We start from the raw sequence: 14628 nt of genomic DNA, 5'->3' as shown, positions 1-14628 counted from the left end.
GCGCCTGCTGCTCCCCGCGCGTGCGGGGATGGCCCCCTCTTCGCCGTTGCGGCAGCCAGGTAGGGCTTCTGCTCCCCGCGCGTGCGGGGATGGCCCCAGGCAGCACGCCATGCTGTGACACCGGGCCTGCTGCTCCCCGCGCGTGCGGGGATGGCCCCGCCAGGCTGGCGGCACCAAGTCCGGCCGATCCCTGCTCCCCGCGCGTGCGGGGATGGCCCCCGTTGGGCGCCGGCCAAGGCCCACGCCGCGGTCTGCTCCCCGCGCGTGCGGGGATGGCCCCTACGGGACTGGATCTGTTCGATCTCGGTCTCGCTGCTCCCCGCGCGTGCGGGGATGGCCCCGGCGGCGGCCCCCCTCCGTCTCCTCCGCCGGGCTGCTCCCCGCGCGTGCGGGGATGGCCCCGCGACCCGTGCGGGGGTTTCGCCGTCCAGCACCTGCTCCCCGCACGCGCGGGGATGGCCCTGCGATGCGCGCGGGCGCCGCGTACATCGAATTCTGCTCCCCGCACGCGCGGGGATGGCCCCGCCCGGACGATGACCGCGCCGATCGTGCCGCCCTGCTCCCCGCACGCGCGGGGATGGCCCCGTGATCCGGCCACCGGCGCGGGAGCGGGGGAAGGCCCTGGCTCTGCTCCCCGCGCGTGCGGGGATGGCCCCGGCAACGGGCTTGCGGTCGCAGCCGCCAACGCCTCCTCCCCGCCCGCGCGGGGATGGTCCCCGGTCCGGGGGCAGGGCCACAACGGGGCGTGCCGGCTCCCCGCGCGTGCGGGGGTGGGCCCGTGGCCGTGATGCAGGGCCCGGTGTCCTGTGCAGGGGACGCCTGCGACAGGCTGAGCCGATCGTCTGCGGCTCGCAGGAATCAGCTGGCGGATCGGCGCCGAGTCCGTACAGGTTGACCTTGCGGATTCGACAGGAGGGCGGGTAGCAGATGGCACCGGACGGGCTGCGGGCAGACGACGAGGGCGGAGACGACGAGGTGCACGAGCGCTGGTTGCGGCTACTCAACCGCTCCACCCGGGACCCCGACTATCGGGACGAGTGGTTCGACGAGCAGTGCGGTGGATGCAAGTTCTGGATCGCTCTGAGCGGCGAGCTAGGCCTGGACTGGGGAGCGTGCGCCAACGCCGACTCGCCGTTTGACGGACAAGTGCGTTCGAGCACGACGGCTGCGAACGCTTCTTCGCCCGAGCCGATGGCACCTTCGGCTGAAGGCGTTTTGGACCCGACGTTTGGCAAGGTACCCGCGGACTACGCAATGTCCCTCGCAACCTTGATCCGGAACCCGCAGGGTTCACCTACGCGGGACACCCGGACGGGCTGCTCTGCTCCCCGCACGCGCGGGATTGTCCTGGTTTCAGTGATACAGACGACCAATACGTAGGCCGAGCGGCACATGGGCGAAGCCCGTAGGCCCGGTCGGCGAAGGCATCGGTGGAGACGGTCACGACGGGGCGGTCGCTTGCTCGGAGTCACTGACAGGGACGATCCCGGCTGTGGTGGCACGGGGAGCCCTTCCGTAACCGGCTGATCATGGCCACTGACTCCGCTTGCGACAGCGACTCGCTCTGAAGCTGATGGTAGGCCGTGAGCATGGGCACAACGAGCGAGGTCTCGCGCTCGACGTGGCCCTGGGCTTCGGACTCGGCGTACGCGACGATGGACCGGTCGGCGAGAGTGAGCAGGTTGACGGGCAGGTGGAATGCCCGCCGCGCTCCCAGGGAGAACGGCGCCACGTGAAGGATCCAGTTCGGGAGCGCGGCCAGCTCTTCCAACCGTTGTAGCTGGGCGTTCATGACCTCCGGGCCGCCGACTTCCTGGAGGAGGCAGCTCTCGTCCACGACGACGAACACCATGGGCGGTCCGGGTCTCGCCAGCGTGGCCTGCCGCTCCAGCACGAGCGAGACGCGTTCCTCGGACTGTTCGGCGGTGACGGACCCACGTTGTACGTAGCCATCGTTCAAGGCCCGTGCGTACTCCGGGGTCTGCATCAGGCCGGGGATGACACTGACTTGGAAGAGCCGGACCTCCACGGCCCGGCTCTCATAACCCACGTATTCGGGGAATCCCTCCAGCATGCTGCCGTGCTTGATCCCGCGCCATTCGCGCTCGAAGGATTCGGGCGTACCGACCAGGCCGAACGCGGCATCAATCTTCCGTGAGAAAAGCAGGGTTGCCGATTTGCGACCGGTCTCGATCGCCGAGATATGGCGCCCGCTGCACCCGACCACCGTGGCGAGGTGATCCTGAATCCAGTCCCGTCCCTCACGCATCGCGCGCAATCGCGCGCCGTAGGCGGCTCGCGGTGACGAGCCCGGATTCAGCTTCTTGATATTGACCAACGTGCCCTCCCTGACCGCTACGTTGCCACGTTGCTCTCCCCGTGAAGCTAGGCCACGCTAAGCGCTCCTGGTAGTGAAATGGCTACGGAGGGACACGAAAGCGTGCCTGCAGAAGAGCATGGAGCCGCCCCGACATCCGGCCCACTTCCCACCCGCGCCGGCGAGGACGCCCTGCGGAAGGGCCCCGACCTCACGCGCTACGCATCGCTGGCGGAGTTCCCTCCGTGCAGATGCGGCGCGGCCGTCTGCCCGGACGCACCGCCGCAGCCGGGATCGCCGGACGGCATCCGCGAACGCGTACGAGAAACCAACAGCAGACACGCCCGGTACCGCCTGTAGAAGCCGCGTCAGAACGAATGCCCCCACCGAGAGGACGGAACAGATGAGTTCGACGAACAACCTGGTCGCCCGCGCGGCCGGCGGCCCCGGTGTCCCCAGGCCGGCCGAAGTCCCTGTGCACGGCATGAGCGAGCGGACAGCAACGGCGTACCCCACCCGCGAGGAGGTGGGGTACGCCCTCACGACGGCCGGCGTACTGAAGCGAGGCTGGCTGGACGCGTACACGCAGGTGCCTCGGGAGGCGTTCCTGCCGGACCGCATGTGGCCGTTCGACCTGACGAAGGGGACGACGGTCCACGCCTCGCGCGCCGAGGACGTGGCGGCATGGCGTGGCTACGCGAACGCCGACGTGCCGATCGTCACGCAGTGGGACGACGGCGACCACGAGGGCAGCGAGCCAGGACGCTTGGCGACATCGTCCGCGTCGATGCCGAGCGTCGCGTTCCGGATGCTCGACGCACTGACGGTGGACGACTACTGCCGCGTGCTGGAGATCGGTACGGGGACGGGCTGGAACGCCGCGCTTCTGGCCCACAAGGTGGGCGAGGAGAACGTCGTCAGCGTAGAAGTGGACGAGGCGGTGGCCGTACGGGCACGAGGCGCCCTGTCCCACTTCTTCGGCGCCCCGGTCGAGGTCATCCACGGCGACGGCTGCGCGGGCGCGCCGGCCCACGGCCCCTTCGACCGGGTGATCGCGACGTGCGGGGTCCGCGAACTCCCGTACTCCTGGGTCAGGCAGACCCGCCCCGGCGGAATCATCGTCGCCCCGTGGGGAACGGCCTTCACGAACGCCGACGGGATCGTCAGGCTCAGGGTGGACCCGGAGGGGGACAGGGCGAGCGGCCGGTTCACGGGCCCGGCCGAGTTCATGAAGCTACGGTCCCAGCGGGTGACCCCGATCGACCACGAGACGTACGCACCGGGCCCGCCGACCTCCGCCCCGACCCTGGAACCGGGCCCCGCACCGGCGGCCCTCGCGTCCGGCGACCGCTTCAGCGCGCTGACGTTCGCACTGAGCCTGCGCGTACGCGACTGCACGTACGTGGCCGCGGAGAAGCGGAACGGCGCCCAACCCCACTGGTTCTACAGCCTGAACGACCGCTCCTGGGCCTGCGCCCTGACCCACGACGGCCGGGAAACCCGCATCTGGCAGCACGGCCCCCGCCACCTCTGGGACGAGGTCAGGGCCGCCCACACCTGGTGGACGACCGAGGGCCACCCGGACTGGCCCCGCTTCGGCCTGACGGTGAGCGGGGCGGGGCAGCGGGTGTGGCTGGATGAGCCGGGGAACTATGTGTAGGGCCGAACTACAACGGGGTTCGATTGATGGGGCGTTGGGTGGCGGCTCGGCGGGCCGACGGGGAGGCGGGGAGGACGGGCGGGTTCAGCCGCTGAGGCTGTTCGCCTAAGCTGCCGTGCACGCGTGCTGTGGGAGCCTGGAGATGGTCACGCTGGCCTGCATGAAGGCGGCCGGAACCCCCGCTCCGGCGGGGTAAAGCCGCAGCGCGCGCTGCCTGCTTCCCGCACACGCGGGGATGGTCCCATCTACACCGCCCTCTTGACCGAGGAGGGGTGCTGCTCCCGGCGTGCGTGGGGATGGTCCCTACGCCGGAACCGCGTTCGGCGTCCACGAAGGCTGTTCCCCGCACGGTCGGGGATGGTCCCTACACGCGCTACACCGGATCCGTGACGCTGGTCTGCTCCCGCACGCGCGGGGATGGTCCGATGCTGGGCAGCATCAGGGCGAACAGGCTGTTGTGCTCCCTGCTGAAGCGGGGATGGTCCCAGGCCGATGGTGCGGGTGGCCGGGTGGTCGCCCCTGTTCCCCGCATTCGCGGGGCTGATCCCGGTTTAGGCAGCCTGAACCGCCGCTGCTGCCCGCCCGCGCAGGCGGGCGCGCGCCAGCCCGACCGACAACGAGCGTCGTATCCAGGCCAAGGAGATCCTCTTCCGCTCACCGCCCCCCCCGGAGGCCTCGGCTCCATCCGCAAGGACGAATCAGGAATGGTGGCCTCACTGGGCCGGCCACGTGCTCGCTCCTACGGTCAGCGACGGGCACCGCGCACGCACCGCCACTCGGGGAGGCGTATGTGCGGGCACGGGGCGCACTGCGTCATCAGGTCCTAGACGTCGGGCTCACGCCGGCCACCGGCATCGCGCCCGCCCGGAGTTCTACGAGTCGCTGCCATCCTGGGAGTTGGAGGGACGGATGGTTTACGGCTCGACGCGTGTCATCTCAGTTGGTTGCGCCGCCGCAGTGGACGGGCGAGAGCGGTGGCAGAGCGAGGCGGATGCGGATGGGCGGGGTGTAAGACTTGCGGCATGGATGCGGGACGCGAGTCACGGTGGGAAAAGGACGCGATGACGGTAGAGATCGTCTTCGCCCTGGTGACGGCTGCGCTGCTGGCTGCGGTAGTGCTCGCCGCCGCGCTGGTTCTCGTGCTGGTCTTCGGCGTCTCTGGTACGGCGCGGGACGGTGTATTGACTGGGGGCGCGCTGGTGGGAGCGGCGACAGGAGTGTGGCGCGTGGTGCGCGTATTGCGCCGGTTCGACGCGCGACGTCGGTTGGGTCATTGACGCGTCGCGTGAGACAAGGAGAAGGCGCTCTCAAAGGCGGGATCGCTCGGCGGGTACGACAGGTCGCGTACCTTTCCTGTGTCTCGCGTCTCCACGATGAGAATTGGGCCTTGGAGGACTCCACGAGGACCACGAAGCAATCGATCGAGAGGGCGCGCACGGTGGCCGGGCTGATGAGTTGGCCTCGCAACGTGCCGCTTATGCCTGCTGTGGGAGCCTTGGGGTGGTTATGCCGGACTGCGTGAAAGTGGTCAGAAAGCGTACCTTCGCGGGGTAACGCCGCAGGTCACACAGACTGCTCCCCGCTCGCGCGGGGATGGTCCTGAGTCGACCCTGTTTGAGGTCATCAAAACGGACTGCTCCCCGCTCGCGCGGGGATGGTCCCCGGGCCACGGGCACGAGGTACCGGCGCTCCCGCTGCTCCCCGCTCCCGCTGCTCCCCGCTCGCGCGGGGATGGTCCTGTGGTCGGGGACCCCGTTGGCGTCCTTGTCGGCTGCTCCCCGCTCGCGCGGGGATGGTCCCAACGATCAACCCGTACCCGGTCGCCAACGACACTGCTCCCCGCTCGCGCGGGGATGGTCCCGGCCGGCAGAAGCTCGGCGACCTGCTGTCCGACTGCTCCCCGCTCGCGCGGGGATGGTCCCCTCCAGGTCGACCACAACACGCTGCTGGGGAACTGCTCCCCGCACGCGCGGGGATGGTCCCACATCATCTCAGACCCTTCAGCAGCAGGGGTCCTGCTCCCCGCACGCGCGGGGATGGTCCCTTGGCCGCGTACAGCGAGATCATCGAGGTGGCCTGCTCCCCGCACGCGCGGGGATGGTCCCTCGGCCGACGCGAACTTCAGCCGGTGGTCCCCCTGCTCCCCGCACGCGCGGGGATGGTCCCCTGCCGGGTACCCCCGTATGCCAGCACGTTCGCTGCTCCCCGCACGCGCGGGGATGGTCCCGCGATCCCTTCACGGCGGGGGATCTGGGTGGACTGCTCCCCGCACGCGCGGGGATGGTCCTGCGCCTCCAGCGCCACCACGGGCTCAGCAGCCCTGCTCCCCGCACGCGCGGGGATGGTCCCCTGCCGGTGTGGTGGGCGGCGCCGGCCGCGCTCTGCTCCCCGCACGCGCGGGGATGGTCCCGACGCTGGCGTACGCGTCCACGGCCTGGGCATCTGCTCCCCGCATGCGTGGGGATGGTCCCCCGGCACCGGAGCAATCGGCTGCGCCGGAACTCGTGCTCCCCGCACGCGCGGGGACGCTCCCACGTCTCAACCCGTCGAAGCGCTCGAACCCGTCGAAGCCCTCACCCAAGAAGACAAGAAGAGGGGAATCAGCCAGGCCAACAAGTCGTCGTAGCTGCCTTCGAGCGCAACATCGAAGGGCCGGACGGAGACATCACCGGCCGGCCCTGAACTCGCCGCTCAGACCAGCAGCGGGTTCACCTCCTCGGTGCACCCGGACGCGAAGACAACCAGCCCCGGAACCGGAGGACCATCACTTCCCGGAATGGTGAACGCACCATCCACACTCACCGAGTCCGTGCAGTACTGCTGACGCGGCGCGTACTCGCCCGCACGAAGAACGACCGGACCCTTCCTCAGGTACGGAGTCGATTCCGAATAGGCGTCGGTACGAATCGCGACATCGCATCCGCCTCCGGCCACCGTAGGAACCTCACGCAAACCCAACCCCCTGGCCGCCTCGTTCAGGAGGTCCAGATTCGTTCCGGCGGGCAGCGTCCTGACGTCGACGAGCCGCCCACAGGATACGGCGGGCGTACCGCCGGGCGCGGCACTGGATACCGGTGCGAAGACCAGACCCGCGACGAGGGCGAGAGGAGCGACAGCGAGCATGCGCTTGTTCAACAAGAGGGCGTCCAATCAGGTAGTTCGGTGCGACATTGCCGTATGCAAGGCTCCAGAGCCCCGAGGGCAGGCGCAGACGGACACGGCAAACTCACCCGCATGAGCTAAGCCCTTGACCGGCGCGCGAAGGAGAGGCTTGGCGCGTGCTGGGCAACCGTCCGCACGACCGGTGCGAGAGCCTGAGAACGGACCGTGGATGCCGCCGGCTTGAGCGGTCGCGCAGACCGAATCCCGGCGAGTTACCCAGAGTTGATGCATCGCAATGACGCATTACCATGCAGCCGTGTCAGAGTTCATAAAGCAGCTTCCCGCCCTGCTCGGCTTGGTCATCGGAGCTCTTGGCTCATACGTGGTGGTCATGCGTGGTGATCGGGCGAGGTTCCGGCGGGAGCAAGGGGCCCGCTGGCAGGAGCGGCGGCTCGCGGCCTACAGCGATTACGCGTTGACGCTGAAGAAGACCGTCACTCTGAATCGCCGTGTCGCCGCGCATCTCGGCCACGACGGGCACCGTCAGCCCTTGCCGCCCGACGACGCGGCCCCCCTTCTGGACGAGGCCGCTGACGCCCGGTCACCCGCTGGAGAGGGGCTGCTGATACTCGGTTCCCCCGAGGTGGTCGATGCTGCGCACCTATGGGCGCTCACAGTGGTGGAGCTCGAAGCCCTTCTCCGTACACCGGCCTGTACCGCCGACACATGGTCGGCCCAGCTTGAGAAGCAGCGCGTGGCACGGGAGAAGTACTACACGTCGGTCCGTCGCGACTTGGAACTGCCGCCCGGCCACTCCGGCCGCTGGCGGCTCCCGCCGGTTCAGCCCTCCTGACCAATCGGCGGAACCCTTGCTGCGGCCACCGCCGGCTACCGGAAACCGTGGCCCAGATTGCCGCGCGTAGTGCGTGGCCTGAGTGAGCGGTGCAGGTGGTCGGGCTGATGGGGTGATCGTGGCTTGGGTGGTCCTATAGGCTGCCGAGTATGCCTGCCGTGGGGGTCTTGAGGTGGATATGTCGGACTGTGTGAAAGTGGTCAGAAAGCGCACCTCCGCGAGGTAACGCCGCAGGTCACGCAGACTGCTCCCCGCACGCGCGGGGATGGCCCCTGGCCAGCCACCACCGAAGACGAGTGCCGTCTCCTGCTCCCCGCACGCGCGGGGATGGCCCCCGCGGAGCGCATCGACGTTCAGGTGGGAGGGCCTGCTCCCCGCACGCGCGGGGATGGCCCCCTCGACGTCCATCTCATCGCCGCCCTCGGCCTCTGCTCCCCGCACGCGCGGGGATGGCCCCGATGCGCTCCGCATCCTGATCCGGCGCGGGGCCTGCTCCCCGCACGCGCGGGGATGGCCCCGCCTTCTCCATGGCTGTCCAGATGATGTCCGGCTGCTCCCCGCACGCGCGGGGATGGCCCCGGTGGCAGTGCTGCTTTCGGTACGCGTGACGGCTGCTCCCCGCACGCGCGGGGATGGCCCCGTCGGGGGAATCGATGGAAGCGGAGGCGACGGCTGCTCCCCGCACGCGCGGGGATGGCCCCGACGCCGCACCGCACGTCGTCATGTCGCACGGCTGCTCCCCGCACGCGCGGGGATGGCCCCACCCGCCCCACGATCACCGACCTCTACGCCGACTGCTCCCCGCACGCGCGGGGATGGCCCCCGGGGGAAGGGCAGCCCGGACAAGTGCTTGATCTGCTCCCCGCACGCGCGGGGATGGCCCCACCGTTCCCACCTCGTTCTACGACCGGCTCGTCTGCTCCCCGCACGCGCGGGGATGGCCCCCACTCGGCGGTGCTGAGGTTCCAGCGGACGAGCTGCTCCCCGCACGCGCGGGGATGGCCCCGGGTATCAGCTACGGCGCCTCGCGCGCGGAGGCTGCTCCCCGCACGCGCGGGGATGGCCCCGGACACCTGGACCTTCCCCAGGACTTCATCTCCTGCTCCCCGCACGCGCGGGGATGGCCCCCAGTCGGTCTTCCACGACGAGGAGATCGACTGCTGCTCCCCGCACGCGCGGGGATGGCCCCTGCCCGTGCCACACGGGCAGGGTCTGCGCCGACTGCTCCCCGCACGCGCGGGGATGGCCCCGCTGGGTGTATGACGACCGGCACCCCATCGGCCTGCTCCCCGCACGCGCGGGGATGGCCCCGGGCGGGCCCCGTCAGCCCCCTGACCTCGTACCTGCTCCCCGCACGCGCGGGGATGGCCCCGGGCCCGGCTTCCCTTCGACGCGGGCGAGGAGCTGCTCCCCGCACGCGCGGGGATGGCCCCCCCGCTTTTCCCTCCGGTCGCGTTCTTGCAGGTCTGCTCCCCGCACGCGCGGGGATGGCCCCCCGACTGCCCCACCCCCGAAGGGACGTACACCTGCTCCCCGCACGCGCGGGGATGGCCCCTGGCGTTCCGTGGGCAGGCTGCGGGCCGTCGACTGCTCCCCGCACGCGCGGGGATGGCCCCGTCGGCCTGAACTGCGGCCGCAGCGGTGGTGACTGCTCCCCGCACGCGCGGGGATGGCCCCGACGCGGTCGTCTCGTCGGGGGTGTCGTCGTCCTGCTCCCCGCACGCGCGGGGATGGCCCCTGGATCGGGACGTGGAGGATGAAGGCGAAATGCTGCTCCCCGCACGCGCGGGGACGCCCCCGTCCACGGCCCGAGGCCACCCGTAACAGCGTCTACTCCGCCTCCGCAGGGGTTGCCCTCGTGTCCGCGTCGCGGGCACCCGCCTTGAGGCCGGCTTCCCGCACGGGGCCCCGCACACCCCACAGCACAGGCGCCCACACACGGCGAGCACCGAAGAACGACAGCGCACTCAGGAACCGTCCAACACCCACGAAGGCCCGTCCGGCCCCCGGTACCACGCTCGCTGGCCCGCTGGCGTGACCGTAAGGCCGAAGTCCTCCCGGGCAGGGGCGCCGTCGGGGAATACGGAGGCAAGTTCCTCCACCGTGTCCCAGAGGCGGCGCGGGCCGGTCTGCCGTGCCCTTCCCGAGACGTGGACCGTGGCGGTGGAGCCGTCCTCGGTCCAGAGCCCCACCCCGGATACCTCGCCGGCCTCGTCCCGCCAGGAACACGAGCGGTGCCCGGGGAGGGCCAGGGAAAGGGGGAACCTCAGCCTGTCGAGTAAGTCGGTCGCTCGAACGGACGTGGCCCGGCCGGATTGCGCCTCCAGTCCCGCGAAGTCCGGGCTCTTCACGGGACGGCGGCGTGGCATGAAGAACGCGGGCACGGGCAGGAACCGCCCGGTCGCCTCGCCGCCGGCCGAGACGGTCACCTTCGCGACGCCGAAGCCGATGGGAGCGACGACGACCGCTCCCGCACGGGCCTGGCTCAGCAGGGCGGGAGGAATACGGCGCAGAGCGGCCGTCGCGATGACGCGGTCGTACGGTGCTCTGTCCGGGCAGCCCTCCGTACCGTCCCCGGCGAAGACGTAGGGGCGATACCTCCCCCTTTCGAGTCGCTTCCGGGCGAGTCGGACGAGATCCGGGTCGACATCCACGCTCACCACGTTGTCGCTTCCGAGCAGCGACGATGCCAGCGCGGCGTTGTACCCGGTGCCGAGGCCGAGTTCGAAGAGCCGATGACCGGGCTCGGCATCCAGGGCGTCGAGCATGGTCAGCATCAGCCGGGGTTCACTGGACGAGGACGTGGGAATGCCGTGCTCGCCCAACTGTGTTGTCAGCGCGGTGTCCGAGTACACGGCTTCCAGGTAGCCCGGGTCGCCTTCGGAGACCTCGTACCAGCGCCCGTTCTCATCCTGCTGGTAGAAGCTCGGGACGAAGTGCTCCCGCGGGACCCTGGAGAATGCGCCCACCCACTGGCTCTGGCCACCCCCGCCGAGGGAGGCGGCGAACCGGGCGCGCAGCGCGGACGACGACGTGTCGTTCGGCTCGGTCATGTCGTGGTCCCTTGCAGGTAGTCGGCGTGTGCGGCGGCGATGGGCAGGCCGGTGCGATTCTCGACCCACGACCATGTGCCGGCCGGATTGTTCTCGAAGAACACCCACTCGTCGTCGGGGGTGACGGCGAAATCGAAGGAACCGAACACGATTCCGTACGAGTCCATGAACCGGCGGACGGCCGCACCGACCGAGGCGGGCGCCTCGGTCGTACCGTACTCAAGGTTCTCGTAGTCCGTGCGCCAGTCGGTGCGCGCCTTCTCGGACGTACCGACGATGGTTCCCGCGAAGAGCTTGCCGTCCACGACGACCAGGCGCACTTCGTACTTCTTGGGAACGTCCTCCTGGAAGTAGTGCGCGGTCAGTCGCACACTGTCGTCGAAGTCGGACGGATTCACCCGGTGCGTGGCCACCATGAGCTGCCGCTCCGCGCCGGTGTTCAATCGGCCACCGAGGACGGGTTTGCAGATCAGGCGGTTGTCCACGGTTCCGGCGAAGGCGCGGGCCTCGGCCGGATCGTTCGTGATGAGGCTGCGCGGCACCCGAAGGCCCGCACCGGCCGCCGCGACCAGTTGCTGGGGCTTGTGCGCGGCGACGCGGTCGTGATGCGGATTGTTGATCCAGCGGACGGGCAGCGCGGACAGGACATTGAGCATGGCCGCGTCCGCCTGGTTCTGTGCCCACGTTGCGTACGGTTCTGCCACGGTGTCAGCAATGCGGGGATGTCCGGGCCGACGGTAGTAGACGGCCCGAACGTCTTCGAGCCGCACCGACCGGCATCCGTCGGTCAGCGAGCCTTGCCAGCCCCCCGCCGTCGGCCGGTGGCCCGCGGTCAGTGCCAGGCGTTGAGGGAAGTCGGCGGAGTCGAACCGCATCACTGGCACGCCACGCTGGTTCAGCTGGTCCACAACCATGTCGGCGGAGGCGTCGAGGCGTTCAGCGACAACGAGTACGGGCCGGGCGGCGGTCATCAGGAGGCGGGGGCGAAGTAGGGGTCGGTCACGTCGTCGCCCTTGCCGTCCAGGTTGGTGTCGGTGGTCGACGCCGCGTGGTCGGCGGTGTGCCAGGCCGAGCCGTCCGCTTGGACGTTGAGCTGGCGGTCCTCGTCCCAGGTGACACCGGCGATGGATGTGGTCACCAGGCAGGGCGGTTCGGCGGCGCGAGTGGCGAAGGGGATCGTACCGGCGGTCGTCATGTCTTCTCCTTGGTTGTCGTGCGTCGGCTTTCCGGCGATCGCGCGGAAAGGGGCGTGGAATCCGGTCGGTGAACCGGCGCTTTCCGGAAGTTCTCGAAGACGTCCAAAAAGCGCTGGGTCATGCGCGCCGCATCGCGGAGGTACTCGAACGCCTCGAAAGCCGGAGTTGCCTCGTCGGGGCGTCGGCCGGAGGAGAGCAGGGCGTACGCCTGCCTGAAGAGATCACGGACAGCGTTGTCGGAGTCGTACCCCAACTCCTCGCCCATCAGGAGGTTGAGATGCCCTCGGACCTGGCGAATGTTCGTGTCGATGGCCTCGCGCGTGGTGGTGGACAAGGGCAGTTCGAGCGCCGCGATCAGCCCGTCGCGGATGCACTCCACGTCGATCGGGAGGTCGCCGACCCCGGTATCGGAGGTCGGGGCGCTCCTCTCTTGTGCCATGGCGGTCACCACATATCTCCCTCGTGTCGGTTGGCGGCGGTGTGTGAAGAGATAACCGCGCAGAGGGCGGAGACGGGTACCGTGGAAGCGAGGGCAAAGCATGAATCCCATGAATGCGCGGGGAGTTGACGTGGCTAAAGCCTCCGAGAAGCAGCGCAACACCGGAATGAAATGCCTGCTTGGCCAGGCGCGATGGTCCGAGACACAACTCGCTCGGGCCGTGAACCGGCTCGGGACCGAGACCGGCATGGGTCTCACGTACAGCCAGTCCACGGTGGCGCAGTGGATCAGGGGCTCACAGCCGAACGAGCGGGTCAGGCCACTGATCATCGAGGCCTTCGAACGCAAGCTGGGGCGACCCGTTTCCTACGCCGAGGCCGGTCTCAGGTGCCCTGAGGGAGTGTCGGGCGCCGCGCAGGACGACTCCGTCGAGTCCTTGCTCCAACTCGGGAAGGCGGACATGGACCCGTCACGCCGTGGCCTGCTTGCCACCGGCCTGTACTCGGCCGTGCTGTCGGTCCCGTTGTTCGCCGACGTCGCCCACGCTGACGACGCCCAGCGGATCACCAGGCCAACGGGGAGGATCGGCCGGGGCGAGGTCGAGACGGTCAGACGGATGACCGACAAGATCGCCGACATCCTCGACGAACTCGGCGGCGGACACGCGCGGCCCATGGCCGCCGCGTTCCTGGTCAACACGGTGGCCTCGTACCTCAAGGCCGGAGCCGCCGAGGACGTACACAACGACATGCTGTCCGCGGCCTCCGACCTCACGTACCTGACCGGGTGGATGGCCATGTACGAACGGGCCCACGGACTCGGACAGAAGTACTACCTCCAGGCCCTGAAACTCGCGGCTGAGTCCCGCGACCAGGTCACGTACTGCCGGACGCTCAGGGGAATGAGCTTGCAGGCGACCAACCTGCGCCACGGTCGCAAGGCCCTGGAACTTGCCGACTCCGCCGCCGAGGCGGCGCCCCAGGCGGGGCCCCGGCTCGTCGCGTTCCTCCGAGGGCAGCAGGCGCATGCGTCGGCGATGGTCGGGGACAAACGGGCCGCTGTGGCGCGGCTGCGTGAGACGGAGACGGCGCTCTCGAGGGCGGACTCACGTCGTGAATCGGTTGGCGGCTACGACCAGGCCGCGTACCTCTTCCATGTCTCGCATGTCCACTACGAGAACGGGGAGTTGGCAGACTCGATCAAGGCCATGAAGCATTCGATCAAGGCAACGCCACGCCAGGAGAGGCAGGGGCGCTTGCACGCGAACGCGGTGCTGGCTCAGCGGCAGTTCGAGCTGGGCCACGTCGAGGAGGCGTGCGCCTCCTGGAGCACCTTCCTCGACGACTATGCGGTGCTCTCGACGGCCCGGGGCGATGAGCATTTCGAGACGATGCGCAGGAGCCTGGCCCGGCATGGGAAGTCCCGCGCTGTACGGGGCTTGGATGAGCGGGTGCGCGCGGTGGCTGCGGTGAAGGGGTGAGCGGTTGGGGTGGTCCTGTGCGCTGTTCCGCGTATGCCTGCTGCGGGGGCCTTGGGGTTGTTATGCCGGACTGCGTGAAAGTGGTCAGGAAGTGGGACTCTGTGGGGTAATGCCGCAGGTCAGGGAGACTGCTCCCCGCACGCGGGGATGGCCCCTAGCGGGAGGAACATTGTCCGCCTTCGTCTACCTGCTCCCCGCGCGCGCGGGGATGGCCCCCTGCCGGGAGCCGAAGGCGGGCTACTAATCACCTGCTCCCTGCGCGGGGGGATGGCCCCTGCTCGAAGAGCGGGGCGCCGGTCTCGCAGTGCTGCTCCCCGCGCGCGGGGATGGTCCCCGTGACGTCGGCGTGGCCAGAGTTCTGCGAGGCTGCTCCCCGCCCGTGCGGCGTCGACTACAGCGGCAGCGCCGACGAGGACTGCTCCCCGCACCCGCGGGGACGAGCACGCCGCAGCACCGAAAAGAAGCCTCGCCGCCCAGCACAGCAACCCCCGCCCCGCACAAGTCGCGAGCGAACATCGCGCCCGCCAC

The 14628-nt window shown here is 69.8% G+C and carries 11 protein-coding genes and 3 CRISPR repeat arrays (1 of these 14 cut by a window edge); of the genes, 5 read left to right on the top strand and 6 right to left on the bottom strand.

Features of this window, described 5'->3' with window-relative positions; all coding sequences use genetic code 11:
- A CRISPR array of direct repeats spans positions 1-778; the repeat unit is 29 nt; unit sequence CTGCTCCCCGCGCGTGCGGGGATGGCCCC; it reaches 420 nt to the left of the window's first position.
- A gap of 149 nt (positions 779-927) precedes the next feature.
- A complete protein-coding gene (locus tag P8A18_RS34295) occupies positions 928-1380 on the top strand; it encodes a DUF3027 domain-containing protein (protein WP_371933661.1) in 453 nt (150 codons plus the stop codon).
- Between the two features lie 88 nt (positions 1381-1468).
- Here P8A18_RS34295 and P8A18_RS11350 read toward each other — a convergent pair whose 3' ends face one another.
- Positions 1469-2338: a helix-turn-helix domain-containing protein gene (locus P8A18_RS11350; protein ID WP_306053842.1), complete on the bottom strand. Its 870-nt coding sequence runs from the start codon at positions 2336-2338 to the stop codon at positions 1469-1471.
- A gap of 463 nt (positions 2339-2801) precedes the next feature.
- Between P8A18_RS11350 and P8A18_RS11345 the strand changes: the two genes are divergently transcribed.
- Both P8A18_RS11345 and P8A18_RS11340 read left to right on the top strand, forming a co-directional pair.
- On the top strand, positions 2802-3977 hold the full coding sequence (locus P8A18_RS11345; RefSeq protein WP_306060835.1) for a methyltransferase domain-containing protein: 1176 nt from the start codon (positions 2802-2804) through the stop codon (positions 3975-3977).
- 1022 nt (positions 3978-4999) lie between these two features.
- On the top strand, positions 5000-5254 hold the full coding sequence (locus P8A18_RS11340) for a DUF6332 family protein (protein ID WP_306053840.1): 255 nt from the start codon (positions 5000-5002) through the stop codon (positions 5252-5254).
- 295 nt (positions 5255-5549) lie between these two features.
- Positions 5550-6510: a CRISPR direct-repeat array (repeat unit 29 nt; unit sequence CTGCTCCCCGCACGCGCGGGGATGGTCCC).
- A gap of 158 nt (positions 6511-6668) precedes the next feature.
- Here the strand turns inward: P8A18_RS11340 and P8A18_RS11335 are convergent.
- A complete protein-coding gene (locus tag P8A18_RS11335; protein WP_306053839.1) occupies positions 6669-7112 on the bottom strand; it encodes a hypothetical protein in 444 nt (147 codons plus the stop codon).
- 283 nt (positions 7113-7395) lie between these two features.
- Here P8A18_RS11335 and P8A18_RS11330 point away from each other — a divergent pair, with 283 nt between their 5' ends.
- Positions 7396-7932 (top strand): hypothetical protein, encoded by a 537-nt coding sequence (locus P8A18_RS11330; protein ID WP_306053838.1) that lies wholly within the window; start codon positions 7396-7398, stop codon positions 7930-7932.
- A gap of 244 nt (positions 7933-8176) precedes the next feature.
- Positions 8177-9731: direct repeats of the CRISPR family, unit length 29 nt; unit sequence CTGCTCCCCGCACGCGCGGGGATGGCCCC.
- Positions 9732-9899: 168 nt separating this feature from the next.
- Here the strand turns inward: P8A18_RS11330 and P8A18_RS11325 are convergent.
- From P8A18_RS11325 to P8A18_RS11310, 4 genes are read right to left on the bottom strand one after another with little or no spacing between them, the layout of a single operon-like run.
- Positions 9900-10985: a methyltransferase domain-containing protein gene (locus P8A18_RS11325; protein ID WP_306053837.1), complete on the bottom strand. Its 1086-nt coding sequence runs from the start codon at positions 10983-10985 to the stop codon at positions 9900-9902.
- Positions 10982-11956 (bottom strand): ATP-grasp ribosomal peptide maturase, encoded by a 975-nt coding sequence (gene tgmB, locus P8A18_RS11320; protein WP_306053835.1) that lies wholly within the window; start codon positions 11954-11956, stop codon positions 10982-10984. Before tgmB ends, P8A18_RS11325 begins: the two co-directional genes overlap by 4 nt.
- Positions 11956-12180 (bottom strand): hypothetical protein, encoded by a 225-nt coding sequence (locus P8A18_RS11315; RefSeq protein ID WP_306053834.1) that lies wholly within the window; start codon positions 12178-12180, stop codon positions 11956-11958. Before P8A18_RS11315 ends, tgmB begins: the two co-directional genes overlap by 1 nt.
- Positions 12177-12629: a hypothetical protein gene (locus P8A18_RS11310; RefSeq protein WP_306053833.1), complete on the bottom strand. Its 453-nt coding sequence runs from the start codon at positions 12627-12629 to the stop codon at positions 12177-12179. The genes P8A18_RS11315 and P8A18_RS11310 overlap by 4 nt, the downstream gene beginning before the upstream one ends.
- A gap of 91 nt (positions 12630-12720) precedes the next feature.
- Between P8A18_RS11310 and P8A18_RS11305 the strand changes: the two genes are divergently transcribed.
- A complete protein-coding gene (locus P8A18_RS11305) occupies positions 12721-14100 on the top strand; it encodes an NsdA family TPR-like regulatory protein (RefSeq protein WP_306053832.1) in 1380 nt (459 codons plus the stop codon).
- Positions 14101-14628: the final 528 nt, after the last annotated feature.

It is taken from the genome of Streptomyces sp. Mut1 (assembly GCF_030719295.1).
In the GTDB taxonomy this organism is placed as follows: Bacteria; Actinomycetota; Actinomycetes; order Streptomycetales; family Streptomycetaceae; genus Streptomyces; species Streptomyces castrisilvae.
Note: the sequence above shows the minus strand (reverse complement) of the source record. Positions and strands in the feature narration are given on the sequence as shown.

Coding starts and splice junctions, on each gene's coding strand:
- P8A18_RS11345 (WP_306060835.1), top strand. CDS start 2,802: ATGAGCGAGCGGACAGCAACGGCGTACCCCACCCGCGAGGAGGTGGGG.
- P8A18_RS11340 (WP_306053840.1), top strand. CDS start 5,000: ATGGATGCGGGACGCGAGTCACGGTGGGAAAAGGACGCGATGACGGTA.
- P8A18_RS11315 (WP_306053834.1), bottom strand. CDS start 12,180: ATGACGACCGCCGGTACGATCCCCTTCGCCACTCGCGCCGCCGAACCG.
- tgmB (WP_306053835.1), bottom strand. CDS start 11,956: ATGACCGCCGCCCGGCCCGTACTCGTTGTCGCTGAACGCCTCGACGCC.
- P8A18_RS11305 (WP_306053832.1), top strand. CDS start 12,721: ATGAATCCCATGAATGCGCGGGGAGTTGACGTGGCTAAAGCCTCCGAG.
- P8A18_RS34295 (WP_371933661.1), top strand. CDS start 928: ATGGCACCGGACGGGCTGCGGGCAGACGACGAGGGCGGAGACGACGAG.
- P8A18_RS11325 (WP_306053837.1), bottom strand. CDS start 10,985: ATGACCGAGCCGAACGACACGTCGTCGTCCGCGCTGCGCGCCCGGTTC.